24 protein-coding genes and 1 pseudogene are annotated in these 25809 nt (G+C 70.6%); 10 read left to right on the top strand and 15 right to left on the bottom strand.

What is annotated here, in order from left to right; all coding sequences use genetic code 11:
* Positions 1–6: 6 nt before the first annotated feature.
* On the top strand, positions 7–519 hold the full coding sequence (locus tag ACFYSH_RS27530; protein WP_359473339.1) for a DinB family protein: 513 nt from the start codon (positions 7–9) through the stop codon (positions 517–519).
* Positions 520–556: 37 nt separating this feature from the next.
* Here the strand turns inward: ACFYSH_RS27530 and ACFYSH_RS27525 are convergent, their stop codons facing one another.
* From ACFYSH_RS27525 to ACFYSH_RS27495, 7 genes are all read right to left on the bottom strand, one after another.
* Positions 557–1069 (bottom strand): hypothetical protein, encoded by a 513-nt coding sequence (locus tag ACFYSH_RS27525; RefSeq protein WP_388756049.1) that lies wholly within the window; start codon positions 1067–1069, stop codon positions 557–559.
* A gap of 76 nt (positions 1070–1145) precedes the next feature.
* Positions 1146–1865 (bottom strand): uracil-DNA glycosylase, encoded by a 720-nt coding sequence (locus ACFYSH_RS27520; RefSeq protein WP_359473333.1) that lies wholly within the window; start codon positions 1863–1865, stop codon positions 1146–1148.
* An 89-nt stretch (positions 1866–1954) separates the two neighbouring features.
* On the bottom strand, positions 1955–3535 hold the full coding sequence (locus ACFYSH_RS27515) for an ABC transporter substrate-binding protein (protein WP_359473330.1): 1581 nt from the start codon (positions 3533–3535) through the stop codon (positions 1955–1957).
* Positions 3536–3655: 120 nt separating this feature from the next.
* Complete coding sequence (locus tag ACFYSH_RS27510; RefSeq protein ID WP_388756045.1) at positions 3656–4411, bottom strand: SDR family oxidoreductase; 756 nt, start codon at positions 4409–4411, stop codon at positions 3656–3658.
* A 22-nt stretch (positions 4412–4433) separates the two neighbouring features.
* A complete protein-coding gene (gene fabG / locus ACFYSH_RS27505) occupies positions 4434–5195 on the bottom strand; it encodes a 3-oxoacyl-ACP reductase FabG (protein WP_359473324.1) in 762 nt (253 codons plus the stop codon).
* 201 nt (positions 5196–5396) lie between these two features.
* Positions 5397–5780, bottom strand: a complete 384-nt coding sequence (locus ACFYSH_RS27500; protein WP_359473321.1) for a DUF3037 domain-containing protein — start codon at positions 5778–5780, stop codon at positions 5397–5399.
* Positions 5777–6661, bottom strand: a complete 885-nt coding sequence (locus ACFYSH_RS27495; RefSeq protein WP_359473318.1) for a HipA family kinase — start codon at positions 6659–6661, stop codon at positions 5777–5779. Before ACFYSH_RS27495 ends, ACFYSH_RS27500 begins: the two co-directional genes overlap by 4 nt.
* Before the next feature lie 252 nt (positions 6662–6913).
* Here ACFYSH_RS27495 and ACFYSH_RS27490 point away from each other — a divergent pair, with 252 nt between their 5' ends.
* The gene (locus tag ACFYSH_RS27490; RefSeq protein WP_388756040.1) at positions 6914–7090 is read left to right on the top strand and encodes a hypothetical protein; all 177 of its coding nucleotides are present in this window, start codon (positions 6914–6916) and stop codon (positions 7088–7090) included.
* A gap of 111 nt (positions 7091–7201) precedes the next feature.
* Here the strand turns inward: ACFYSH_RS27490 and ACFYSH_RS27485 are convergent, their stop codons facing one another.
* Complete coding sequence (locus tag ACFYSH_RS27485; RefSeq protein ID WP_359473312.1) at positions 7202–8767, bottom strand: MFS transporter; 1566 nt, start codon at positions 8765–8767, stop codon at positions 7202–7204.
* Positions 8768–8866: 99 nt separating this feature from the next.
* Between ACFYSH_RS27485 and ACFYSH_RS27480 the strand changes: the two genes are divergently transcribed.
* A complete protein-coding gene (locus ACFYSH_RS27480; protein WP_388756037.1) occupies positions 8867–11701 on the top strand; it encodes a BTAD domain-containing putative transcriptional regulator in 2835 nt (944 codons plus the stop codon).
* 297 nt (positions 11702–11998) lie between these two features.
* On the opposite strand, the gene ACFYSH_RS27475 is transcribed toward ACFYSH_RS27480, so the two are convergent.
* Complete coding sequence (locus ACFYSH_RS27475) at positions 11999–12277, bottom strand: hypothetical protein (protein ID WP_388756034.1); 279 nt, start codon at positions 12275–12277, stop codon at positions 11999–12001.
* 228 nt (positions 12278–12505) lie between these two features.
* Positions 12506–13156: a TetR/AcrR family transcriptional regulator gene (locus tag ACFYSH_RS27470; RefSeq protein WP_388756031.1), complete on the bottom strand. Its 651-nt coding sequence runs from the start codon at positions 13154–13156 to the stop codon at positions 12506–12508.
* A 115-nt stretch (positions 13157–13271) separates the two neighbouring features.
* Between ACFYSH_RS27470 and ACFYSH_RS27465 the strand changes: the two genes are divergently transcribed.
* Both ACFYSH_RS27465 and ACFYSH_RS27460 read left to right on the top strand, forming a co-directional pair.
* Positions 13272–13970, top strand: coding sequence for a hypothetical protein (locus tag ACFYSH_RS27465; protein ID WP_388756028.1), 699 nt, complete (start codon positions 13272–13274; stop codon positions 13968–13970).
* 240 nt (positions 13971–14210) lie between these two features.
* Positions 14211–15197 carry a hypothetical protein gene (locus ACFYSH_RS27460; RefSeq protein ID WP_388756025.1) on the top strand — a complete coding sequence of 329 codons (987 nt, stop codon included), beginning with the start codon at positions 14211–14213 and terminating at the stop codon, positions 15195–15197.
* Between the two features lie 628 nt (positions 15198–15825).
* On the opposite strand, the gene ACFYSH_RS27455 is transcribed toward ACFYSH_RS27460, so the two are convergent.
* Positions 15826–17013, bottom strand: coding sequence for an MFS transporter (locus tag ACFYSH_RS27455; protein ID WP_388756022.1), 1188 nt, complete (start codon positions 17011–17013; stop codon positions 15826–15828).
* A 118-nt stretch (positions 17014–17131) separates the two neighbouring features.
* Between ACFYSH_RS27455 and ACFYSH_RS27450 the strand changes: the two genes are divergently transcribed.
* Positions 17132–17989 (top strand): helix-turn-helix transcriptional regulator, encoded by an 858-nt coding sequence (locus ACFYSH_RS27450; RefSeq protein ID WP_359473298.1) that lies wholly within the window; start codon positions 17132–17134, stop codon positions 17987–17989.
* Positions 17973–18229, top strand: a pseudogene (locus ACFYSH_RS27445) (hypothetical protein); the annotation flags it as partial. The gene ACFYSH_RS27450 and the pseudogene ACFYSH_RS27445, both read left to right, overlap by 17 nt.
* 66 nt (positions 18230–18295) lie before the next feature.
* Here the strand turns inward: ACFYSH_RS27445 and ACFYSH_RS27440 are convergent.
* The 4 genes from ACFYSH_RS27440 to manD form a co-directional block, all read right to left on the bottom strand.
* Positions 18296–19426: an L-idonate 5-dehydrogenase gene (locus tag ACFYSH_RS27440; protein ID WP_388756019.1), complete on the bottom strand. Its 1131-nt coding sequence runs from the start codon at positions 19424–19426 to the stop codon at positions 18296–18298.
* Positions 19423–20817: an MFS transporter gene (locus ACFYSH_RS27435; RefSeq protein WP_388756017.1), complete on the bottom strand. Its 1395-nt coding sequence runs from the start codon at positions 20815–20817 to the stop codon at positions 19423–19425. The genes ACFYSH_RS27440 and ACFYSH_RS27435 overlap by 4 nt, the downstream gene beginning before the upstream one ends.
* A 64-nt stretch (positions 20818–20881) precedes the next feature.
* Positions 20882–22336, bottom strand: a complete 1455-nt coding sequence (locus ACFYSH_RS27430) for a mannitol dehydrogenase family protein (RefSeq protein ID WP_359473289.1) — start codon at positions 22334–22336, stop codon at positions 20882–20884.
* The gene (gene manD / locus ACFYSH_RS27425) at positions 22333–23541 is read right to left on the bottom strand and encodes a D-mannonate dehydratase ManD (protein ID WP_359473286.1); all 1209 of its coding nucleotides are present in this window, start codon (positions 23539–23541) and stop codon (positions 22333–22335) included. Before manD ends, ACFYSH_RS27430 begins: the two co-directional genes overlap by 4 nt.
* Before the next feature lie 225 nt (positions 23542–23766).
* On the opposite strand from manD, the gene ACFYSH_RS27420 reads away from it, so the two are divergent.
* From ACFYSH_RS27420 to ACFYSH_RS27410, 3 genes are all read left to right on the top strand, one after another.
* Positions 23767–24480 (top strand): GntR family transcriptional regulator, encoded by a 714-nt coding sequence (locus ACFYSH_RS27420; protein WP_359473283.1) that lies wholly within the window; start codon positions 23767–23769, stop codon positions 24478–24480.
* A 144-nt stretch (positions 24481–24624) separates the two neighbouring features.
* On the top strand, positions 24625–25065 hold the full coding sequence (locus ACFYSH_RS27415; RefSeq protein WP_359473280.1) for a Rieske (2Fe-2S) protein: 441 nt from the start codon (positions 24625–24627) through the stop codon (positions 25063–25065).
* Positions 25066–25149: 84 nt separating this feature from the next.
* Positions 25150–25620 (top strand): pyridoxamine 5'-phosphate oxidase family protein, encoded by a 471-nt coding sequence (locus tag ACFYSH_RS27410; protein ID WP_359473277.1) that lies wholly within the window; start codon positions 25150–25152, stop codon positions 25618–25620.
* The last annotated feature ends 189 nt before the right edge of the window (positions 25621–25809 follow it).

The following is a 25809-nucleotide window of genomic DNA, read 5'->3' as shown; positions in this document are numbered from 1 at the left end:
CCCCCCATGACTACAGGGGAACGGTCCGAGCCGGCGGTCGACGCAGCCGAACGACAGATGCTGGAGGGCTGGCTGGACTATCACCGGGCGACTCTGGCCAGGAAGTGCGAAGGGCTGACCGACGCCCAGCTGCGGGAGGCATCCGTCCCTCCGTCCGAGTTCACCCTGCTCGGTCTCGTACGCCACCTGGCCGAGAACGAACGCGGCTGGTTCCGCGAAGTGCTGGCCGGTGAGGACCTGCCGCCGATCTACGGGACGGACGAGGATCCGGACGGGGAGTTCCACCTCACCGACGCGGACACCTGGGACGAGGCCCGGTCCACCTGGCTGGGGGAGATCGAGGCGGCCCGGGCCAACGCCGCGAAGGTCGGCCTCGACGGGCTGTCCGTCGGCATGGGCAAGCGGGGCAGACCTTTCAGCCTCCGCTGGATCTACACGCACATGATCGAGGAGTACGCCCGGCACAACGGCCACGCAGACCTCGTACGGGAACGGATCGACGGCGCGACCGGCGCGTGAGCGGCCCGGGCCGAGCACCGGGAGGGGCCGGCCCGCGTCATTCCCCCGCCGCGCTCCCTCGCATGCGCTGTTCCATGCGCCCGATGGCGGCACGGATCCCTTCGCCGTACCCATCACCCTCCAGCACGCCCACAGCGTCCCAGGCCCGGTCCAGATGGACCCGGGCCAACTCGAAGCGCTGCAGCTTCAGGTAGTCCGCCGCCAGATTCAGGTGCAGCGAGGGGACGAGGGCCCGCACAGCGGTTGCGTCCCGGTGCTCCGCACCCGGCCCCGGCCCCACACCCGGGCTCGTGGCCACCGCCCCGGCCAGGCCCTCCGCGGCCGTCAGCGCCCTCAGGTCCCAGGCGAGCCCGTCCCCGGGATCGTCCTGGGCGCCTGCCATGTAGTGGGCGAGGGTGCATCGGTGCAGGGCGTCGCCGCGCTCACCGATCTCCGACCAGATGATCCCGAACCGGTTGCGGGCCTCTTCCCTGTCCCCGGCATGGAGCAGCATGACCGCCTGGCCGATCCTGGTCATGACGGCGTCCCCCGGCATTTCCCGCTGCTCCACTACAGAGGTCTCCCTCATCCACCGTCCGGCCTGTTCCGGTCGCTCCGACGCTAGCCGCAGCCACCGGCAAACCCGCTCAGGCGCGGGCCACGGCGGTCGGCCGGGTCGTCCGCAGGCCGAGGTCCGGGATCCGCCAGTCGATGGGCTCGTGGCCCTGCGCCGCGACGGCCTCGTTGATCTGCGTGAAGGGACGGGAGCCGAACCACTTCTTGGCGGAGAGTGGTGAGGGATGCGCGCCCTTGACCACGACATGGCGGTCCTGGTCGATCAGCGGGATCTTCTTCTGGGCGTAGTTGCCCCAGAGGACGAAGACGGCCGGGTCGGGCCGCTCGGCCACTGCGCGGATCACCGCGTCGGTGACCTTCTCCCACCCCTTGGCCTTGTGCGAATTCGCCTCGCCGGCCCGGACCGTGAGCACCGCGTTGAGCAGCAGGACTCCCTGCTCGGCCCACGGCATCAGATATCCGTTGTCCGGGACGGGCAGGCCGAGCTCGTCGTTCATCTCCTTGTAGACGTTGCGCAGCGAGGGAGGCGTCTTGACGCCCGGCCGGACCGAGAAGCACAGGCCATGGCCCTGCCCCTCGCCGTGGTAGGGGTCCTGGCCGAGGATGAGAACCTTGACCCGGTCGTACGGCGTGGCCTCCAACGCTGCGAAGACCTGCTCGCGCGGCGGATACACCGGTCCCTTGGCCCGCTCCTCCTCGACGAAATCGGTGAGCTCCTTGAAGTAGGGCTTCTGCAGCTCTTCGCCGAGGACGCCGCGCCAGGACTCGGGCAGCAGGTCGGTGTCGGTCACGTCCACAACCTCCGGTAAGCAATCGGTTCTTGTGCAAGAACCTACCGGGGGGCACTGACAACGGACCCGCCGAGCCTGCCGCAGCCCTCCTACCAGCTGGTCTTGCGGTACAGCTCCCACATCTGCATGACCGTCTGCGGGTCGAGCGCGCGCTCGCCGCCACCGATGTCCTCACCCGCCGCCACGTACAGCTTGCCCTGCCACAGCGGCAGCAGCCGCACATCCTTGACGAGGATCTCCTGGGCCCGCTTGAACTGCTCGGAGACCGCGCCGCGGTCACTCTCCTGTCGGGAGGACGGCAGCAGCTCCTGGGTGATCTCTTCGGACCGGTACGGGGTGCCGGTGACGCTGTCCTGGCCAACGAAGGGAGCGACGAAGTTGTCCGGGTCCGGGAAGTCGGGGAACCAGCCACGCCCGAAGACCGGGTACTCCCCCTTGGTGAAGCCCTCCTGGAAGGACTTCCACGGCGCGTTCTTCAGCGTGATCCGGAACAGCCCTGACGCCTCGAGCTGTCGCTTCAGCTCGGCGAACTCGGGAGCGGTGGAGGAGCCGTAGCGGTCCGTGGCGTACCAGAAGGTCATCTCGACCGGCTCGGTGATCCCGTCCTCGGAGAGGATCTTCCTGGCCTTGGCCACGTCAGGGTCGCCGTACGTGTCGAAGAAGCTGGTCGCGTGCCCGGCGATGCCCTTCGGCACCATGGAGTAGAGCGGTTCGGCGGTGCCCTGGTAGACCTTGGCGACGAGGGCGTCCCGGTCCACCACCTGCGCGACGGCCTGCCGCACCGCGAGCTTCCCGGCGGCGGGATCCTGGGGGTTGAAGACGAGGAAGCGGATGTCCGCGCCGACCGACTCGACGATCTGCAGACCGTTGTTGTCCGTCTCGTCGTCCTCTAGCCCGACGACCTCCTCCGCGGTCAGGCCGCGGTAGGTCGCGTCGATCTCCTTGTTCTTCAGCGCCTGCACCATGGGGGCGGAGTCGTCGAAGTAGCGGATCGTGACGGCGTCGTTCCTCCGGTCGGCGAAGCCCTTGTAGCCGGTGTTCCTGGTCAGCTCCGCCTGCTTGCCCGGCTCGTACGCATCCAGGACGTACGGCCCCGATCCGGTGACCTCGCCGTCGTCGCGGATGCTGTCCGCCGGGTAGTCGTCGGGGGCGACGATCGACATGGCGGGGGTGGCCAGGATGAACGGGAAGGTCGCGTCCGCCTTGCCGAGGTGGAAGACGACGGTGTCGTCGCCCTTGGTCTCCACCCGGTCGAGCGAGCCGAGGAGACCGGCCGGGCCGCCCTTGACCTTGATCTTCTTGATCCGGTCGATGGAGTACTTCACGGCCTCGGCGTCGATCTTCTCGCCGTTGGAGAACTTCAGGCCCGAACGCAGGGTGCACCGGTAGGCCAGGCTCGAGGCGTCGGTGAACCGGCATTCCTCCGCCGCGTCGGGCTCGGGGCTCGTGCTGCCGGTCGGGAAGCTCACCAGGGTCTGGAAGACGTTCCTCATCAGCTCCCAGGAACCGTCCCACGCCGCCGCCGGATCGAGCGTCGAGGGCGAGCTCGTCGTTCCGACCGATATCCGCTGGTCCGCTTCCGCACTGCTGTCGGACAGCAGACCGCAGCCGGCCAGCACAGAAAGGGAAGCAAGGGCTGCAACAGCCTGCAGACTGGCCCGGTAGAACACGCGCACGCTCCTCGATCGGCCTTAAGGTCGGCAGACCATACCGCAGTGCCCCACCGGGTCAACCCGCAGACACGGCAGGGCACTTGAGCAATCAAAGCCAAACTTGCGCAGGTCTCTCCCTCAGGCCACGCCCGCGTTCAGGGCAATGCCGCCGTCGACCACTAGCGTCTGGCCGGTGACCCAGTCGGACTGCGCGGACGTGAGGAACGCCGCCGCACCACCGATGTCCTGCGGGACACCGAGCCGGCCCAGCGGGTAGGCGGCCGCCGCCTCGGCCTCCCGGCCCTCGTACAGCGCCTCCGCGAACTTGGTCTTCACCACCGCCGGGGCGATCGCGTTGACCCGGACGACCGGCGCGAACTCGTGCGCCAGCTGGAGGGTCAGATTGACCATCGCGGCCTTGCTCATGCCGTAGGCGCCGATGAAGGGTGACGCGGAAACGCCTGCGACCGAGGCGATGTTGACGATCGCCCCGCCGTTCTCCTTCTGCCATGCCTTCCAGGTCTGCTGGGCGAACCCGAGCGCCGAGATCACATTGGTCTCGTAGACCTTGCGGGCGACGTTGAGATCCAGTTCGGCCATCGGCCCGAAGACCGGGTTCGTGCCGGCGTTGTTGACCAGGTAGTCGACCCGGCCGAACGCCTCCATGGCACGCTCGACGGCCGCGGCCTGGTGCGCCTCGTCGTGCGCCTTGCCCGCGATGCCGATCGCCCGGTCCGCGCCGAGCTTCTCGACGGCCTCCTTCAGGGCGTCCTCGCCACGGCCCGTGATGACGACCCGGTCGCCCCGGGCGACGAGCGCCTCGGCGATGCCGTACCCGATGCCCCGGCTCGCGCCCGTGATGAGCGCGACCTTGCCACTGTCCTGCACAGTCATGTTGTCCGTTGCCCTTCCGGGGTCAGTTGAGCGGTCCGCCGGCGACGTACATGACCTGTCCGGAGACGAAACCCGCGTCCTCACCGGTGAAGAAGGCGATGGCGTTGGCGATGTCCTCGGGGCGCCCCACGCGCTGCACGGGGATCTGCGTCGCGGCGGCGGCCTGGAACTCCTCGAAGCCCATGCCGACGCGAGCCGCCGTCTGGGCGGTCATCTCGGTGACGATGAAGCCGGGGGCCACGGCGTTGGCGGTGACACCGAACTTGCCGAGTTCCTTGGCGAGGGTCTTGGTGAAGCCCTGGAGACCGGCCTTGACGGCCGAGTAGTTGGCCTGACCCCGGTTGCCCAGCGCCGAGGAGGACGAGAGCGAGACGATACGGCCGAACTTGGCCTCGACCATGTGCGACTGGACGGCCTTCGCCATCAGGAACGCGCCCTTGAGGTGCACGTTCATCACGAGGTCCCAGTCGGACTCGCTCATCTTGAAGAGCAGGTTGTCGCGGAGCACACCCGCGTTGTTGACGAGGATCGTCGGGGCGCCGAGCTCGGTGGCCACACGCGCGACGGCGGCCTCCACCTGAGCGCTGTCCGACACATCGCAGCCGACAGCGAGGGCCTTGCCCCCGGCAGCGGTGATCTTCTCGACCGTGTCCTTGCACGCCGCCTCGTCGAGATCGAGTACGGCGACGGCGCGGCCCTCGGCCGCCAGGCGTACGGCGGTGGCGGCGCCGATGCCCCGTGCCGCTCCCGTCACGATGGCGACGCGCTGCTCGGTGGTGGACATGCTTGGTTCTCCTCGCCCTTGGATCGCGGCTCAGCGGACGTCAGGAAGTTCCCGATAACTGAGCAACCGCTTAGTACCTTCAGCAGACGAGACGCTAGAAGCCCTGGCACCCGGTGTCAACGGCACACGGGAGGACGGGCGCATGTCACACCTAGAGACTCCACCGCCGCGCACGACCCGCGTGGCGACACCGGGCTTCGGTCAGCGCACCAGCACGTCGAGCAGCCGCTCGAGTTCGGCGGCCGGATCCGCGGTCAGACCGCTGTGCACGACGCCGGGCTGGACGACCGTGGAGCGCGGCGCGATCAGCCAGCGAAAGCGCCGCCCCGGGTCGTCACCCGACGCCTGGCCCGCCGCCTCACCGCCGCCGCAGACCCCCTCGACCGCTCGCAGGGCTGCCCGGACACCCTGTACGTCGGCCTGCGGGTCCAGCGCCTGGAGCTTCCGCTCGTCCAGGTGGGTCCGGGCGGCGACGAACGACTTGGCCCGGCAGTAGACCAGCACCCCGGCGTTGAAGCACTCACCGCGCTCCACGCGCGGCACGACGCGCAGGACCGCGTACTCGAAGACATCGCGCTCACTCATCGGCCGCCGTCCTTGCTGTTCCGTCCGGCGCCGGCCTGTGCGTCGCGGTCCTTCTTGGTCTGGTGCGGCCAGGAGCCCAGATGATCGGTGAGCCACCCGGGAGCCTGGGAGGGCCGCGTCTTCGTGGGCGCTTCGAGGACGATGCGTTCGTGGATGCTCCCGGCGCGGGCCAGCAGCGGCTCCACGTACGCCCGGCGCAGCTGGTCCGTCGACTCGAAGCCCGGTTCACCGGACAGCCACTCGTCCGGTACCTCGGCCGCCACCTCGGTGAGGAGTTCTTCGGTGACGAGCGGCGCCAGCTCGGCGGCCGCGGCGGTGATGTCCGGCCCGAACGGCGCGAGTACGTGGTCGGATGCGTTGTACGGCTTCGCGGCGGAAGCCTGCGCGCCCGGCCAGTTGTGGTGCCAGATCATGGTGGCGCCGTGGTCGATCAGCCATGGGTCGCCGTGCCAGACAAGCATGTTGGGATTCCGCCACGACCGGTCCACGTTGTTGATCAGCGCGTCGAACCAGACGACTTTTCCGGCCTCCGCCGGGCCGACCGCGTAGGCGAGCGGGTCGAAGCCGAGTGAGCCGGGCAGATAGTCCATCCCGAGGTTCAGCCCGGCACTGGCCTTGAGGAGCTCCTGCACCTCCTGGTCGGGCTCGGCGAGACCGATCACGGGATCGAGCTGGATGGTCACCAGCTCCGGCACCCGCAGCCCCAGCCTCCGGCCGAGCTCCCCGCAGATGACCTCGGCAACCAGGGTCTTGCGGCCCTGTCCCGCTCCGGTGAACTTCATGACGTACGTGCCCAGGTCGTCGGCCTCGACGATCCCGGGCAGCGAGCCACCCTCACGCAAAGGCGTGACATAGCGGGTTGCTACGACCTCTTCCAGCATTTTCCCAGGCCACCTATCTCTACAGCCTTGCAATCCACGGACGCCCCTCCGGGGCGCAAGGACGAGAACCGGCGGCCAACGATGCTGGGGAGAATGTGGGGAGTACCGACTGGCGTGCCGCTCTCCCCGCTCCCCCAAGCAGTCCGTCGATGGTGCCCCGCCCCGTGCTGCCGGCCTCCGGCATGAAGTGAGCATAGTAACCGAGGGTGATCGCGGGCGAGGAGTGCCCGAGCCACCGCGCCAAGGTCACAGATGAACCTCTCCCTCTCCCCCCAGAGCTACAGCGCCGCCGGTCTCGGTATCGGCGTGACCCCGGCCTCCCCCGTCTGGATGCACCCGCGTGCCGAGATCAGCTACCTCCCTGTCCGCGACGCGCCCGCGGTGCCGGTCTACCTGGCCCGGGCGTCCAGAAGTCGCATCCACCACTGAGCCCTTTCGTCCAGTTGGCACGTGACGTGGTCGCTGAGGGTGCCGAGTAGCCCGGTTCGCGTCGCCCCACGCCCCTGCGGGCGTGGTCCGACGAGCGCGGACCCGGCCACGTCAGACGTTCGACTTCGCGGGTTCCGCCGGTACGTCCCCGTCGGCCTCGGGCTCGTCGCCACCGATGACGCCGACGTGCCGCAGCACGACGGCGGAAAGGAACGAGAGCACCACGGTGCACGCAGCGGCCACGGCCATCGCCGTGTTCATCCCGGAGGTGGCGGCTTCCTTGGCGAGGTCCAGCCAGCCGGCGGGCATCTGCTGGGCCGAGGAGACTGCGCCGGCGAGGCTGTCACCCGCGGCGTCGGCCGCCTCCGGCGGGGTGCCGGCGGGAATCTCGTCGTCGATCTGATTGCGGTACACCGCGGTGGCCAGGCTGCCCAGGATCGCCACGCCCAGGGCGAGGCCCAGTTCCTGCACGGTCTCCGACATCGCCGAGGCCGAGCCGGCCTTCTCCGCCGGTGCGGCTCCGACCACCAGGTCCGTGCCCAGGGCCGCGATCGCCCCGAGCCCGAGATAGACGAGGCCGAAACCGATCACCATCAGGGTGACGCCGCCCGGGGAGCCCACCAGGGCGAGCAGCACATACCCGACGGTGGACAGGGCAAGGGTGCCCGCCACCACGAGTCCCGGCGGCACACGGCGCGCGACCAGGGGCGACCCGATCGCCGCCAGGAACATCATCAGGGCCGGCGGCCCCATCCATAGACCCGCTTCGACGGGGGGCAGCCCCTCCACGAACTGGAGCTGCTGAGTGATCAGCAGCATCGAGCCGCCGACGCCGACGAGGCCGATGAGCAGCACGCTCAGCGCGGCGCTGAACGTCCGGTTGGAGAACAGGCGCACGTCCAGCAGCGGGCTCTCCAGTCTGCCTTGGCGACGGAAGAACAGCACCGCGAAGACCACGCCGATCAGCGCGGCGGCGATCATCGGCACGTCGAAGCCGTCCTTGGCGAATTGCTTCACCGCGTAGACCACCGGCAGGATCGCGATCAGCGACAGCGCGACGCTGGGCAGGTCGAACCTACCGCTCTGCGGCGCCCGGTACTCGGGGATCAGGACCGGTGCTGCCAGCAACAGCACGATCGCGACCGGGACCGCGAGGAGGAACACCGAACCCCACCAGAAGTGGTTCAGCATCGCTCCGCCGACCACCGGCCCGAGCGCCATGCCGAGCGCGAAGCTCGTCGCCCAGACGCCGATGGCCACGGAGCGCTGGCGCTGGTCGGCGAACATGTTGCTGATCAGGGCCAGCGTGGACGGCATCAGCGTGGCACCGGCGATCCCCAGAGCCGCACGCGCGGCGATGAGCATGTCGGCGCTGGTGGAGTAGGCCGCCAGCACCGAGACGAACCCGAAAGCCGCGGCCCCGAACATCAGCAGCCTGCGACGGCCGATGCGGTCGCCCAATGTGCCCATGGTGAGCAGGAAGCCGGCGATCAGGAAGCCGTAGGCATCCATGATCCACAGCTCTTGGGTGCCCGACGGGCGCAGATCCTCGGCCAGTGAGGGAAGAGTCAGGTACAACACGGTGACGTCGAGGCCCAGCAGCACGGTGGGTATCGAGAGGACGGCCAGCCCTCCCCACTCCCGGGCCCCCGCCCTGCCTACGGTCGTTGTGCTCATGGCACTCCCCTGCGTTTCTGGTCTCGTCGACGTGCGATCGCCACTGTGCCGACCCTCACGCACGGTTTCCTGAGGGTCCTTCGGCGATACACTGCGGCCATGCGTTACGGGGTGCTCGGTCCGCTGGCCGTCTGGGACGCCGAGGGGCGGCCGGTCAGGGTCCCCGAATCGAAGGTGCGCGCCCTGTTGGCGAATCTCCTCGTCCACGGCGGCGGACCGGTGCCGGCGGACCGCCTGATCGAGGGCCTGTGGGCGGGCAATCCACCGGGCGGGTCCACCAACACGCTGCAGACCAAGATCTCCCAGCTGCGCCGTGTGCTGGGCCGGGAGCACGTGGTCCGCGAGCCCACCGGCTACCGGCTGCTGCTCACGGACGACGTGGTCGACGCGCTTCAGTTCCAGGAGCTGGCCGAGCGCGCCCGCGCCCACCGGGAACCGGTGGTGAAGGCAGACCTGTTCGCCGACGCGCTCGCGCTGTGGCGCGGCCCCGCCTACGCCGATGTGGCCGAGTCCCTGTTCGCCCACGGTGAGATCACCCGGCTGGAAGAGCTGCGCCTGGGCGTCGTCGAGGACCACGCCGAGGTGCGGCTGGCCCTGGGCGAGCACACGGCGCTCGCGGCGGAGCTGGGAACACTGGTGGTACAGCATCCGCTGCGCGAGCGGCTCCGCATGGCCCATATGCGCGCCCTCTACCGGGCCGGGCGGCAGGGCGACGCGCTGCAGAGCTTCCAGGCCCTGCGGCGGGAGCTGGCCGAGGAGCTGGGGGCGTCGCCCGGTCCGGAAGCCTCCGCACTGCACAGGGCGATCCTGCGCCAGGAGCCGCACCTGGCCACGCCCGCGATCGGGTCACTGTCCTGCCGTACGAACCTGCCCACCCCGCTGACACCGCTGATCGGCCGGCGCGAGGCGGCCGTGCAGGTGCTGGCCCGGCTGGACCCCGGCGCGAACACCCGCCTCGTCACCCTCACCGGCCTCGGTGGAGTGGGCAAGACACGGCTGGCGATCGCGGCGGCGCGCGACGCGGCCGGGCAGTTCGCCGACGGGGTGTGGCTGGTCGAACTGGCCGGCCTGGGCGCCACGTCGGCCCCGGACGACATCGCCGAGCGAGTCATCACGACGCTGGGCCTGTGCGACACCGCGGCGACGGAGCCGAACCTGGACGACCTGGTGGGCTGGCTGTGCCAGGCAGTGGCCGACAAGCAGTTGCTGATCCTGCTGGACAACTGCGAGCACCTCATCGAGCCGGTCGCCGTGATCGCCAACGCCGTGCTGTCGGCCGTACCCGCGGCACACCTCCTGCTCACCAGCCAGGAAGCCCTGGACATTCCGGGCGAGGTGGTTCATCCCGTACCGCCGCTGGCGCTGCCGAAGCACACCGATCCGCAGACGGTCGCCCGGTCCAGCGCCGTCGAACTGTTCGTGGAGCGGGCCTCGGCGGCGGCGCCCGGCTTCGTACTGGACGCGGACAACGCGGCTGCCGTCTCCGCCGTCTGCCGTCGCCTCGACGGTATTCCGCTCGCACTGGAACTCGTGGCGTCCCGTCTGCGGACACTGAGCCCGCACGAGCTCGCCGCCCGCCTGGACGACCGCTTCGCCCAGCCCGACGTCCGGGTGCGCGGACTTCCGGACCGCCAGCAGACACTGCGGGGCATGCTCGACTGGAGCTGGCAGCTGCTGACCGCGGACGAGCGCACCGTCCTGCGCCGCCTCGTCGTGCACGCGGACGGCTGCGTCATGCGGTCCGCCCAGGTGGTCTGCGCCGACGCGGGTCTTCCTGCCGGGCGGATCCCCGACCTGTTGTCCCGGCTGGTGGACCGCTCGCTGGTGGTCCGCGAGGGAGACCGGTTCCGACTGCTCGAATCGGTGGCCGCCTACTGCGCCGAGCGACTGGCGGAGGCCGGCGAGGAGAGCGTCGTACGCGCGCGCTTCGTGCGCCACTCCACCGAGTTGGCCGAACGGGAGAACGAGCGGCTGCGCGGCCCGGACCAGCGGTGCTGCCTGGAGCGCCTCAACGCGGAGACCGTCAACCTTCGCCGCGCCCTTGATCTCGCGGTCACCCAGGGCTCCGTGGGATACGCGGTACGGCTCGTGAACGCGCTGGCCTGGTACTGGTTCCTGCGCGGGCGGCTCACCGAGGCCCGGAGGTCGCTCCGGACGGCGCTGGCGACCGACGGCGGGGCCGCCTCGGCCGGGCGCCTGACGGCGCGGGTCTGGCTGGCCGGCATCGAGCTGCGCACATCGCAGACCGGTGCGCCGCCGGCTCCGGCAGGCGAGGACCTTACCGCCGGTGTCGGGGATCCTGTGCTGCGAGCCCGGCTCCAGTGGTTCGTCGGCACCGGGCTGACCGGCCGCGGTCACCACCGCGAAGGGCGGCAGCTGGTGGAGGCGAGCCTGGCCGGCGCACGCGCCGCCCGGGACCGCTGGGGTGAGGCCGCGGCACTGGTCGAACTCGCGAGTCATGCCCCGGCCCAGGACGGAGCCGCGGAACTGGGCGCCGCGCTGTTCCGCGAGGTCGGCGACCGCTGGGGCCAGCTCCGGGCCACCCGGTCACTGGCGCTCGCGGCCGAACGCGAGGGTGACCGCGTACGGACGGAGCGGCTGCACCGGGAAGGTCTCCTGATCGCCGAGGAACTCGGCCTGTGGACCGAGGTCGTCGAGACGCTGACCTGGCTCGGCAAGACCGCTCTGACCGGCGGCCGCACCGAGCGGGCGACAGAACTGTACGAGCGCGCGCTGTCCGTGTCGGCCGAACGCGCCTACACCAGGGGCGAGATCCGTGCCGAGATCGGCCTGGGGCACGCCGCACGGCTCCGCGGCGACCGGGACGCCGCCAAGGGTCATCTGAACCGGGCACTGGCCAAGAGCCATTCGTCGGGCCACGCCGCTCATGCCGCGGCCGCGCTGGCGGAACTGGACCTCGTTCCCCGGGCGTGACCGGACCCGGTGACCGTCCCCCGGCAGGGACGGCCCCGGGCCTCGACGTCCCGCGGCGTCACTCCCGCGCCGGGCGGACACGGCGCCCGGCGGCCCCCCGCAGGAGGGCCGGGGCGACTACGCATGCGTTCGCAGCCTTACTCGATTACACCGCAGCCGCACGAACCCGTTCACCCCTGAGGGCTGTCCCAAGCCGTTGTTCGTCGCGGACGAATGGCAGGCGAAGGAGTGGCGCCCGGCTTCATCCGAGCGTTGCCCGGGTTCGACGGCGACGGACTCAGGGCGATGCGACGACGACTACGCCGTACACGACGCACCCACCGCGGTGAGGACGATCAGGCCCAGTCGCAGCAGTGACAGCAGCAGTCCGATCCGCCGCGTGCCGTCCTTGTCAGTGCGCAGCACGGAACTCGCGGCCAGGGAGCCGAGCAGGATCACCGCTCCCATGGGGAAGCCGGCCGTCCATGGCGCCGCGGAGTCGTCGTAGTCCTCGGTGCAGGCGGGCATCAGCAGGCCGATGCCCGCCAGAACCATGGCGCTCACACAGGTCAGGACGAAGTCGAGCGAGAGGGCCACCGCCCAGGTGACCGGCGCATGGCCAGGCCGGGGTCAGTGGTCCTGCCCGGTACGACGCGCACCGGCAGTGGGCGGTGACCGGCTGCGCACTGACCTTCGGCGGACTGCTGCTCCTGCCGGCCACGTCGTGGACTTCGTCGGGCGCGAGCGCGGCGATCCTGTTCACCCCGACGCGCCTCCGTCCTGACGGCGCGATGTGAACCCAGCTCGTCACGAGCGGCGGACAGCTCAGGCGGGAGCGGTGCGGCGGCGGTCGGGAGTGAGGAGGTAGGCGATCGCCATGTCGCTCAGTTCGTCCGCGTACCGGTGCCGGGCCTCCTCGCCGTAAGCAGGGTCGGGGCGTACGGAGTTGTGGAAGCAGGCACCCAGGACGGCGCGGGCCGCGGTGTCCAGCGCCGTTTGCGGGTCCGAACGTCGGATCTGGTGGGCGTAGGGCGTCGCCGCTTCCAGCAGGAGGCGGTGGATCTCGGTGATGGCACGGGCCCCGCGGTCCAGGGCATCGGCCCCTCGGGCGCGCAACAGCTCCGGAAAGACGTTGCTGCTGTCGGCGAAAGACTGCAGCAACGCGTGCGCGTAGGCGTCCATCACGCCGGAGAGTGACGGCTCGGCCGCACGCAGCCGCTCGGCCACGTACTCCTCACGCCGTTCCAGCATCCGTTCGGTCAGGGCGCTGATCAACTGGCCCTTGTCCTCGAAGCGGCGGTAGATCGTGCCGACCGAGACGCCGGCGCGGTCCGCGACGCCCGCCATCGTCATCTCCTCCAGACCGACCGAGGAGGCGATCTCCTGGGCAGCCCGCAGCACACGGGCCAGCGTCGCGGCGCTACGCGCCTGCCGGGGCTCGCGGTAAGGCGCTCGGCGGTCCGGGTCGTCAGTCATGTCCCGCATGGTATCGGCGGTGGTCCCGGCAGTTGCTTTTGACAAGTGGCCTCCCCTCGCGGGTAACCTCGATAAGCGAACGTGAATTCGCGTTCACATATCGAAGGGTTCGACCATGACCGACAACAAGGCCTCCCTGTCCGTAGCCGTCACGCTCGAGTCGGGACCCACCGGCCCCGGAAGCATCGACGACTTCGAGCTGTTCTACGCACGCCGCGTCCTGAACCGCTTCAGGGCGCGTCTGGGGCGCCAGGGCCTGCTCGACCTCCTGGCCGCGGACATCGAGGAAGGCAATTCCTTCCTGCGGGAGAGCGCGCGCACCTCCGACGGACAATTCGAGGCGGGCACGACGGTGCTCTCGGCCCGGGGCCTCACATCGGGCGAGTTCCTGGCCTGGATGGAGACGGCGTTCGCCGCCGACGAGAACGCACTCCTCACGGCGCACCCCGAGCACTACGCGATGACCCCCGCGGGCGACGGATCCTTCAACGTGGTGGAGAACATCGGCCCCTACGTCTGCTCCTTCTACATGGGGGGCTGGGGAACGGACTCCATGGCCTGGGCCGCGGACGCGCAGGAGCTCCTCCCGGAGACCGAGTTCCCGCACAAGATGTCCTCGAACCTCTTCCTGGCGGACGGCACCGTCGTCGGGCGGGCGCTGACCCAGTTCGGTGACACCGCTGACGGCTTCACCGCAAACCTGACCGTCTACATGCCCACGTCGTGCCCGAAGGACGTCCTGGAGCACCACCTGCGGCACTACGCCGTCGAGTTCAGGAACTGGATCTGCGCCGCCGCGGCAGTGCGCGCGTGAGGACCGCGGACAACGCCCGCTGCCAGTAGGCCACCGCAAGGCGACGTCGGGCCGTTCCCTCCCCGGCCAGGGCGGCCCTGTCCGATGTTTTGTCTGCTGGCACGCGTCCGCCGCAGGATCAGGGCCACACAGATCACCGCTTCGGCCTCCGCGGCCTCGGGTCCGCGGCGCCAGGGCGGAGCCCCTCCCCTACCCCGGCGGAGTAGTGGCTCCGCCCTCCCACTCCAAGAAAGTCGCAGGATGTCGAGCCACTCCTCCCCGCCCGGTACGGGCCGCAAGCTGACCTGGGTCGTCCTCGGCCTGGCCGCTCTGGTCACCACGATGCTGTGCGCATTCGCGCTGCCCTCGCTGCACAGCGGCCCGCATCACATCCCCGTCGCCGTGACCGGCCCGCAGGAGGCCACCGAAGCGCTGCGGGCGAACGTCGACGCAGACGCATGGGACGTACGCCTCTACGAGACGTCCACCGCTGTGCAGTCCGCAGTCGAGGACCGTGAGGTGACAGGGGGCCTCGCTCTCACCGATCACGGTGTCGATGTCTACACCGCGACCGCCGGCGGCCCCTCCGCCACCAGCGCTCTCACCACACTGGGCGAAGGCCTCGCCGCACAGCACACCACGCACGCCACCGTCCACGATCTGGTGCCCTTCACCGACGACGACCCCCGTGGCGCGGGGCTGACTTCCGCGCTCCTGCCCATGATCTTCGGCGGCATCTTCCCCGCCATGATTCTCAACGGCACCTTCCCCGGTCACCGGGGCATACGGACCCGCTTGACCGGAGCCCTGCTCTTCTCGGTCGTCGCGGGGGCAGCCGTCGCCGCCGTCCTCCAGTTCGCCACGCACTCGATCGACGGCACCTACGGACTCACCTCCCTCGGGATCGCCCTCGGCGTAGCCGCCGTGTCCGCGACTCTCCTCGGCCTCCAAGCGCTCCTCGGCACAGCCGGGTTCGCCCTCGGCAGCTCGTTGATGATGCTTTTGGGAAACCCCCTGGCCGGCCTCGCCACCGGCCCTCACTGGCTCCCCGGCGGCTGGGACACCCTCGGCCAGCTCCTCCCTCCGGGCGCCTCAGGCACCCTCCTGCGCGTCAACGCCTTCTTCGACGGTGCCGGCGCCGGCCCGCCCGTGCTCGTCCTCACCCTCTGGGTCGTCGTCGGCGCCGCCCTCGCCCTCCTCGCCGACCGGCGTGGGACACGCACCACCGCCCCCCGGCTCACCGGCTGAACCGGCCGCCCGACAGCCGCACACACCCTCTACGAGGAGCTGGCTGAAGAGCGGGCCGGAGGCCGTTCGCAGCTCCCGCCGGAGGGATGCGTCACAGGGGCGGAGCCGGCTCCGTAGGGAATGAGGGGGCATGGTGTCGTCGGGTACGTGCGGCTCGACCGCCTCGGACTTCATGGAGCGGGGGACTTGTAACGGCAGCGTCCTCGGGCCCGGACCGGCCGAGCACCACGGATGCTCGCGGCCGCCGGCAGCGGTGTGATCGGCGCGTCCGACGGCCACGGCGGCCGGTCCACGTCCACGTGGGGGCGTCGAAGAGACCGAGGACGGACCTCTCCCGCAGAAGACGGAGCGGGAACACGTCGAGGCGGTGCACGGGCACGCGGCCCGACTCGGCATCGCCTGGGGTGCTTCCCGTCAGCGCGCGATGGACGTGCGGGTCCTTCGCGACTCCCACGGCCATCCGTTCTGCCTCTTCCTTCCGGGCGCTTGAACACCACGGGCTCCGCACCGCCTCGCAAGATCCGGAGGGCAGTCCCCCGCCCGGCACTGTGTGCGTCACCCATCCGGTGACGCACCGGTCGGCAGGGGCCAGCCCTGCTGAGAGCCGGCGGCGGTGATCCGGCGCCGGTCAGGCGTGCTGGACCACCGGATCGCCCTGCGGTGTGGCTCGGCGTGCCTGGTGCCAGTGGTGGGTGAACAGGAAGAGGATCAGTCCGAGCAGGGTCATGGAAGCGCCCACCAGAGCCAGCACCGGGTAGTGGGGTGCGCGGTTCAAGGCGAGGCCGCCGACTGCCGAGCCGAGGGCGACGCCTCCGTTGAACGCGGCGGCCGCGAGCGCGGAGACCAGGGCGGACGCGGTACCGGCGATGTGCAGGACATAGGACTGCAGCGGGGGCACCATGCCGAAGCCCGCACCGCCGAGCAGCACCAGGAGTACCAGCACGGCGGGCAGGACCGTGCCCAGCGCCCACAGGGCCAGCAGTCCGAGGATCAGAATGCCGAGGATGACGATCACCGTGCGGGACACCGAGCGGTCGGCGTAGCGGCCGCCGAGGGTGTTGCCGAAGATCAGGCCCGCGCCGAACAGGAGCAGCAGCCAGGTGACGGATCCGGCGGCCACGCCGGTGACGGTGGTCAGGTACGGGGCGACGTAGGTGTAGACGACGAACAGGCCGCCGTAGCTGAGCGCGATGGCGAGGAACGCGGTCCAGAGGGCTCCGCTGCGCAGGACGGTGAAGCCGCGGTCCTCGCCCGCGCCGTCGCCGCCCGCGGATGTGCCGGGCAGAAGGAGCCACATGGCGAGTGCGCCTACGGCGGCGAGGCCCGAGACGACCCAGAAGGCCGACTCCCAGCCGGCCGCACGTCCGACGATGTTGCCGATGGGGACGCCGATCACGTTGGAGACGGTGAATCCGGTGAAGACCACGGCGATGGCCGTGGCACGCCGGGTGGGAGCGACCATGCCGCCGGCGATGGTGATCGCGATGCCGAGGAATCCGCCCAGCATCGCTCCGGCGAGGGCTCGGGAGAGGGACACCACCACCAGGCTTCCGGTAAGGGCGGTGATGGCGTTGGCGATCAGGAAGATGAGAGCCAGGACGATCACGAGGGGCTTGCGGGGAAGGCGGAGGGTGACGGCGGCGACGAGCGGTCCGCCGATCATCGCGCCGAGCGCGAAGCTGGTGGTCACCCAGCCCGCCTGGGACACCGAAACCCCGAGATCGTCACTGATGAGGGGCAGCAGACCGTTGGGGACGAGCTCGGCGGTTCCCAGGGCGAAGGCGGTCAGTGCGAGAGCGAGGATGGGTGGAGGCATGCTCCCGACCGTGAAGGATGTGCAGGTCAGCTACCAGATCCCGCTCCTTGCACCCCTCGGGAAGGGTGGCACCGGCAGGGATATGGTCGCGTCCGGGCCCACCGCATACGGTTGATATATGAATGATCCCGGTGATCTTGCTGTTTTCCTCCGGGCGAAGCGTGCCGCCCTCCCGCCGGAAGCGACCCCCATGAACGGGTTCGGTGTCCGCCGACGGGTGCCCGGCCTGCGGCGGGAAGAGGTTGCGCAGCTGGCCGGGGTCAGCGTCACGTACTACACACGTCTGGAGCAGGGCCACAGCCGCCGCGCCTCCGACGAGGTCCTGCTCGCCCTGGCCCGGGCGCTGCAGTTGTCCGTCACCGAGACCGAGCACCTGCTGGACCTCGCGCGGACCAGACGCACTCCCGCCGCAGGCACGGGCTCCGGCCCGGAAACCGTCAGCCCGAACGCACGGACCCTGCTGTCCCTGGTCGCCGCGCGCCCCGCGGTCATCCTCGGGCGACGCAACGACGTCCTGGCCTGGAACGCATCCGGGCACGCGCTGATCGCCCCGCACCTGCCCGTTGACGCCCCCGACCGCCCGGACCACCGTCCCTCCCTGCCCCGCCTGCTCTTCCTCGACCCCCAGGCCCGCGCCCTGTACCGGGACTGGGGCCAGGAAGCCGCGGACTACGTCGCCTACCTGCGGCTCATCAGCGGAAAGTACCCGGAGGACGAGGCCCTGACCCGCATGATCGGTGAGCTGTGCGTCCGTGACGACGCTTTCGCAGCTCTGTGGGCCTCAGGGCGCGTCGGCGAATGCGTCGCCGGAACCAAACGCATGCTCCACCCCCGGGTCGGCGAGATCACCGTCGACTTCCAGCTCTGGGCCCAGGCGGACCGGCCCGACCAGCGCATAGAGATCTACGAACTGCGTGACGACCCCGACGGCGCGCGTACCCGCGCACTGCTGGGCACCCCCGCTCGGCGAACCTGACACCGTCGAGCACCCGAAACCGGGTGAGACCGTCCACGCGGACCCCACCGGCGTCCTGACCCGGCACCGGAACCACCGCGACGCCCCCCGCACCCGCGTCACCGAGCACTCCATCGTCGGCCTCGCCCCGAATTCCTGCACGCCGCCCGCGACGGCCACCTCCTCGCGGCCGCAGTGCGGGAGCCGCGAGCGCTCCTGGAAGCTCCCTCAGGACAGACCGCCGTACACCTCCTCAACCCTGACCCGTCCCCGGGCCGCCGTCCGGGGACGAAGGACGGGCCGCGGGGCGGACGTGCGGGTGGTGCATCACGCGTCGGACAGGCGCAGCATGACCTTGCTGCTGCCGGCCGCCGGGTCGGCGGCGATCGCCAGCGCCTCCTCCGCGCGTGCCAGCGGGAAGCGGTGGGTGATCAGTGGGGTCAGGTCCAGTCCTTCCTGCAGGGCACGCAGGGCGTCGTCCATCTCCTCGACGAAGCGGTACGACCCGATCCACGTGATCTCGCGGGTCACCAGGTCACCGAGGACCGCCGGTGCGGCAGCCCCCGGCAGGTTGCCGACCTGGACGAGCGTGCCGCCCCGCGCGGTGGCGCGCAGTACCGGGCCCAGGGCGGCCGGGGCACCGGACGCTTCGAAGACCACGTCCACCTCCTGCGGGAGTACATCGCCCCGCGCCAGGTCGCGGGTCTCCTCGGCACCCATCGCACGGGCGACGGCGAGGGCGGCCGCCGACAGGTCCGCGGCGATGACGGTGCCCGCTCCCCTGTGCCTGGCGGCGGCCACGACGAGGGAGCCGATCGGTCCGGCGCCGTTGACCAGGACGGTCCGGCCGCGCAGGTCGGGGACCCGGCCGACTGCGTGCAGGGCCACGGCCAACGGCTCGGCCAAGGCACCTTGTTCGGTGCTCACCCCGTTCGGCAGAGGCCGGATCTGCTCCGCGCGGACCGTGCGGTATTCGCTGAACCCGCCGTCGGTGTGCGGGGTGAAGGCCGCGGAGCCGAAGTAACGGACGTGCGGGTAGAGGTTGGCGCGCCCGGCGATCCGCTCCGGCAACACCCCGTCACCGACGAGTCGGGCCGGGTGGACGGTCACCGGTGTTCCTTCACCGAGGCGGGTGTCACCGCGTTCCGCGACGCCTGGACCGAGCGCGGCGACGCGGCCCGCGACCTCGTGACCGAGTACCAGGGGATGCGCGAGCGCGGCCGTACCGGATGTCCCGTTCCTCCAGTAGGCGATGTCGGAACCGCAGATCCCGCCCCATTCCATGGCCAGGAGCACCTCTCCCGCACCCGGCACCGGCCGGTCCCTCTCGTCGACACGCAGATCGCCCGCACCGTGCACCACGACGGCCCGCATGCGCCGTCCGCCGGCGTCCGGCGCAGTACGGGATTCCTCGCCGACTGCCGCACGCCTGCGGTCTTCTCCAGCAACGGCGGTCATATGGCGTCCTCCAGGCGGACCAGGTCGCGTCCGCGGGTCTCCGGCGCGAGAAACGCGCTGACGAATGTGATGAGCGAGTAGACGACGAGCATCGCCGCGATGGGCCACCAGCTACCGGTGAGGGCCGTGAGCGTGGCCGCCAGTACGGGGCCGATAGCAGTGGCGAGGATGCCGCCGATCTCCTTGGCGAGGGCGAGCTGGGTGAAGCGGGTTCGCGAGCCGAAGAGTTCCGCCATCGTCACGCTCTCCAGCGAGAACAGTCCGAGAACTCCGACGTTCAGACCGAGCACCATGCCGATCATCACCGCCGGGGTCGAGCCGGAACTGATCAGGAACATCACCGGGAAGGCGATGACGACGGTCAGCAGGCTGAGTGCGAGATAGAGCACGCGCCGCCCGAAACGGTCCCCGAGCAGGCCCACGACCGGCACGGTGGCGAAGCCCAGCAGGGAGCCGTACACGATCGCGTCCGTCGGGACGGAGCGGCCGACGGCGAGCTCGGTGGCGATGTAGCCGATGAGGAAGGTCTGGATCAGCCCCGAGTTGCCCGCCTGGCCGAAGCGCAGTCCCAGCGCGACGAAGAAGGCCTTGCCCTTACGCTGCCGGATGCCGGCCGCCAGGACGTCGGCCGCTCCGCGGTCGGCGTCGGCGATGGCCGACTCCACCTCGTCGCGGGCCAGCGCCACACCGTCCACCACATCGGGGCGTTCCTCGAAGACAGGGCTCTCCTTGAGCCCTCGGCGCAGCCAGACGGCGAAGAACATCAGTCCGAAGCTGAGCAGGAAGGGCAGGCGCCAGCCCCAGGACAGCAACTGCTCCTCGGTGAGCACCGCGAGCAGGATCGCCCAGAGACCCGAGGCGGCGAGTGTCCCTGAGTTGGTGCCGAGCGAGACCAGTGAGGCGACCAGGCCTCGTCGGCGGACAGGCGCGTACTCGACGAGCAGTACGGTAGCCCCGGCGATCTCCGCGCCGGCGCCGAACCCCTGCACCAGCCGGAGCAGGACGAGCAGGATCGGCGCGAGGATGCCGATGGTGGTGTAGGTGGGCAGGGCGCCGATCAGGGTGGTGGAAGCGCCCATCATCAGGACGGTGAGGTAGAGGACCCGCTTGCGGCCGATCCGGTCTCCCATCCGGCCGAAGTAGACGGCACCGGCAAGGCGTGCGACGTATCCCACCCCGTAGGTGGCCATCGCGGCGATCAGACCGATGGCGGGACTGACGTCGGGAAAGAAGATCTTGTTGAACACGATCGCCGCGGCCAGCGAGTAGAGCTGGAAATCCATGAACTCCATGGCCGTGCCCAGCCAGCCCGAGACGGCGGCTCGGGTCAGGTCACCCGTGGTGCGCTGCGCGGGGCGCTTCTGCTCCGCGGCGACAGCACTGTCCTTCATCGTGAACTCCGTTGTTCGGGGACGTCGATCGGTGTGGGGGACGAATGGGTCCGCAGTCGGCGGCTCAGATCTCGACGCGGCCGGCGCGCAGTGCCGGCAGTCGGTCCGCGACAGCGGCGGTGAGGTCGTCGTCATCGGCCAGGTCCGCCGCGCCGAGGACGCGCAACAGCGCGCGTACCGTTTCCGCGGGCCGGGCCGGAGCCGACCAGCAGGCGGCGAGCGCGCCGGCGGCGGGGTCGCCGGCGCCGATGGCTCCAGGGCGTGTGCCGTGCGCCCAGGCGGCGAGGGCCAGTTCGAGGACCGGAGTGGCCGTACCACGTCCGCGCAGCTCGCGCAGGGCGGGAAGCCAGCGTTCCACGATCTTCAGCGAGCCGTCGGAGCCGATCTGCCGCAGGAGGTGGTGCATCGCGGGATTACGGAACCGCCCGACGAGGTCGTCGGCATAGGTGACGGGGTCGGGGCCTCCAGCGGGGAGGGTCGCGGCGACCTCCGCGCACAGGGCGCGCACGACGCTCTCTCCCCACTGCGTCGCCATCGTGCCCGCGATCGTGACGCATCCGGTGGCGAGGCCCAGATGAGCGAGCGCGGAGTGCGAACCGTTCAGCAGCCGCAGCTTGGTGAGCTGGTACGGCGTGACGTCCGGCACGAACAAGGCGCCGTCCCGTTCCCAGGGCGGCCTTGGCGCGATGAACGAGTCCTCCAGGACCCACTGCCGGTAGGGCTCCCCGGCCACGGGCAGGGCGTCGTACACCCCCAGCGCGTCGGAGGCCGTCTTCAGGTCGGCCTCGCAGGACGCGGGCACGATCCGGTCCACGACGGTCGAGGGGAAGGCCACGCTCCCGGCCATCCGGTCCAGTACGTCGTCGCGGTCCGGCCAGGCCGAGGCCCGGACGAAGTCGCGGACGACCCTGCCCAGCACGTCGCCGTTGCCCGCCATGTTGTCGCAGGACACGACGCCGACCGGCGGCGCTCCGGCCCGCGTCCGCGCGGCCAGCCCTGCGGCCAGCCGGCCCACCACCGTGGTGAGAGGGCCGCCGGGCGGCGCCTCGAGGTCGGCGGCCACGGGCGCCGCCGTGAGGTCCAGCCCACCGGTCGACGGGCACCGGTGGTAGCCCCTCTCCGTGACGGTCAGGGTCACCACGGTGACGTCCGGGTCGGTGAGCAGGGCGTCGACGGCCTCGGCGTCGGGCCCCATCGTCAGGGCATCGACGACCGCGCCCACGACGCGGCTCACGCTGCGGCCGGGGCGGCGTTCGGTGAGCGAGTAGAGGCAGTCCTGGTCCCGCAGGGCACGCACGGTACCCGCCGAGCGGGGCGCGACGGCGGTGATGCCCCAGGGCTCACCGGAGCGGGCGGCGGCGTTCTCGGTGTATACGGCTTGATGGGCCCGGTGGAAGGCACCGAGTCCGAAGTGCACGATGCGCGTGCGCAGTTCGGCCGGGTTCACGGCGGGGCGCAGGTCCGGAGCGATCCGGGACAGCGACGCGTGGTTCAGCGGAGGCAGGTGCGAGGCGCTCACCAGTCGTGCACCGAGCCGTCGAGACGGCGCGCGACCGGGAGGTAGCGCCGCCGATAGGGGAAACGCTCGGCCGCCTTCTCGTCGTACTCCACGCCCAGACCCGGTTCCTCGGACGGGTGGAGCATCCCGTCGGCGAAGGTGACACCGGTACGGAACACCTCGGCGGCCTCCTCGGGATGGCCCATGTACTCCTGGATGCCGAAGTTCGGCACGGTCACGTCGAGGTGTACGGCGGCGGCCATACTGACCGGGGAGAGGTCGGTCGCCCCGTGGGATCCGGTGCGTACCTGGTAGAGCGCGGCGAGGTCGAAGATCCGCCGCAGGTGGGTGATGCCGCCCGCGTGGGCGACGGTGGTGCGTACGTAGTCGATGAGCTGTCCGGTGATGAGGTGCTGGACGTCCCAGATGGAGTTCATGACCTCACCGACCGCGATCGGTGTGGTCGTGTGCTCGCGGATCAGCCGGAAGGACTCCTGGTTCTCGGCCGGGGTGGGGTCCTCCATCCAGAACAGCCGGCAGGCTTCGACGCTCTTGCCGAACCGTGCCGCCTCGATCGGGCTCAGCCGGTGATGGACGTCGTGCAGAAGGTGGAATCCGAAGCCGAAGCGCTCACGCACCGCCTCCAGGTAGGTGGGCGCGAAACCGAGATACGCCTCCGTGTCCCACGGCTGCTCGTCCGGCAGCTCGGTCGCGGCCGGCTCGTAGACCTTTCCCTTGCGGACGCCGTAGGTGCCGCCCACGTCGGGCACCGCGGCCTGGGCCCGGACTGCGCGGTAGCCCAGCTCCAGGTAGCGCTCGACGTCGTCGAGGAGGGAGGGGACATCGGTGCCGCTGGCGTGCGAGTAGACCAGCACACCGTCCCTGGAACGCCCGCCGAGAAGCTGGTAAACGGGGAGCCCTGCGATCTTGCCCTTGATGTCCCACAACGCGGTGTCGACGGCGGAGACGGCTGTCATCGTCACGGGCCCTCGGCGCCAGTACGCGCCCTTGTACAGGTACTGCCACATGTCCTCGATGCGAGCGGGGTCCTTGCCGATCAGGAGCGGTGCCACATGGTCACGCAGATAGCTCGCCACCGCGAGCTCCCTGCCGTTGAGCGTGGCATCGCCGAGGCCGGTCACACCGTCCGTGGTGGTGATGCGCAACGTGACGAACGTACGCCCGGGGGAGGCGACGAACACGTCGACGCGTTCGATCTTGCTCACGGGATCTCCTTGCGGTGGCGGACGGGCCAGGAGGCCGGGCCGGGGCCCGAGCGGTCCCGACCAGTCGGGCACGGCTGTCGTGCAGGGCTTGTATACAAGCACTTGTCGTGCAGCCCGGCAAGAGTTCGGCCACCGCTGTCCACCCGGTGCGCGACCTGCCGCGCCTTGCTCCGACCCCCTCCACCGCTGGTCGGGCTCGGTGCGACCGGTACGTAGGATGGGCGCATGGCTCAAGCGAACGGGCGGCGGACCAGCAGGCACAGCATCTACCTGAAGCTGCGTCAGATGGTGCTGACCCTGGAACTCCCCCCCGGTGCGGCCCTGTCGGAGAACGAGCTCGCCGCCGCCCTCGGGGTGAGCCGCACCCCGGTGCGGGAGAGTCTGATCCTGCTGGCCCAGGAGGGCCTGGTGCAGGTCTTCCCGAAGGTCGGGTCGTTCGTGTCCCGCGTGGACCCGGCGCAGGTCGCAGACGCACAGTTCCTGCGGGAGGCCGTGGAGCTCGCCTCCCTGGACAACCTGCCACCGCAGCTCGACCCGGCCGTCGTCGGCGAACTGCGGGACAATCTCGAACGGCAGCAGCATCCGGACCTCGCCCTCGAAGAGTTCTTCGCACTGGACGAGGCGTTCCACCACGGTCTGATGCGCCTGAGCGGTCATGGCGACGTCTGGACCACCGTCGCCGCGGCCAAGGGACATCTGGACAGGGCTCGACGCCTCGGCCTGCACGAGAACGTGTCGCCGGCCGTCTTCACGGCCCAGCACCGGGATATCTTCGAAGCCATCACCGCCGGTCACGTCCCAGTGGCCCGCTCCCGCATGCGCGACCATCTACGGGCGGTCTTCAACGACATCGAACGCATCCGTGCCCACTCCCCCGAGCTGTTCGCGACGGGCCCGTCAACCGTGCCGGTACGGCGCAACGTCGTGGTCTGGGAGTGACGGCGCCCCGTGTCCGCGAGCGGTCCGCCGATCAGGGCCGCCCGGCCACCCGGTCGTTATCCTGGCCGGGCGCCACCGAACGCGCGGGGCCGCCGGCGCCCACCGCCCCTGAGGTCCCGTCACTCCGTCGAAGGGAAAGCCGGCATGAGCGCTTCGCAGAGGAGCAAGGCCCGCTTCGGGCGCCGCACCGTCGTCGCGGCGGTCGGTGCGGCGGGAGCGGCCGCCGCACTCACCGCGTGCGGAGGCTCGCAGGACACCTCTGAGTCCGACACGGCCCGGCCGACGGAGGAGGGAGACGGTGCGGCTCTCGCGAAGACGGCCGACATCCCCGAGGGGGGCGGTGTGGTCTTCGCGGACGAGGGTGTCGTGGTGACACAGCCCGAGCCCGGCACGTTCAAGGCGTTCTCCTCGAAGTGCACCCATCAGGGCTGTGCGGTGAAGGGGATCGCCGACGGCGTCATCAACTGCCCGTGCCACAACAGCACGTTCGACGCCGCTACGGGTGAGGTGACAGGCGGCCCCGCGACCAGGCCGCTTCCGGAGAAGCAGATCCGCGTGGAGAACGGTTCCATCTCCCTGGTGTGAGGCCGGCCGACCGTTGCGTGATCACCGACCAGGCCCCATGATTCTGCGCAACCATCCGGAACCCGGACCTCAGGAGGGCGCCACATGACCGTTGCCCAGCGTCGCGGCCGTCGGATCATGATGACCGACCCGGAACGGGACGCCTACCTCACGGAACAGCGCACGTGCCGGGTCGCCACGGTCTCCCCCGAAGGCATGCCGCACGTCGGGGCCCTGTGGTTCGTGTGGGACGGCACCTCCGTCTGGCTCTACTCCCTCATCCGGAGCCTGCGCTGGGCACAGCTCAGGAACGACCCGCGGATCAGCGTGGTGGTGGACGACGGGGTGGAGTACGGCGAGCTGCGTGGGGTGGAGTTGTCCGGCGAGGTCTCCTTCGTCGGCGAGGTCCCGCGCACGGGCCAGGACTGCGCAGAACTGAGGTGCCCGGAGCGGCTGTACGCGGCGAAGTACTTCGGCCTGGACTCCCTGCCGCACGACGAGCGGCACGCGTGGCTCCGCCTCACCCCACAGGCCGTGAGGTCCTGGGACTTCAGGAAGCTGTCCGGCCCGCGGTGACTCCGGCTCGCCGCCCGGCAGATCTTGGGGGGCAACGGGACGGGGCGGATCCCGCCGGAACCGGCGCATGCAGCGCCCGGTCCGTGGAGGGCACGTCCGCGGCGGCTCCGACGGCGGCCTCCGGTCCGCGGCCTCGCGCACACCGCCCGGCACCGCAGGAACCGGCCGGCCCGCCGTCGCGCCGCCCGG

The sequence above is a fragment of the Streptomyces sp. NPDC005791 genome (assembly GCF_042871485.1).
Taxonomy (GTDB): domain Bacteria; phylum Actinomycetota; class Actinomycetes; order Streptomycetales; family Streptomycetaceae; genus Streptomyces.
Note: the sequence above shows the minus strand (reverse complement) of the source record. Positions and strands in the feature narration are given on the sequence as shown.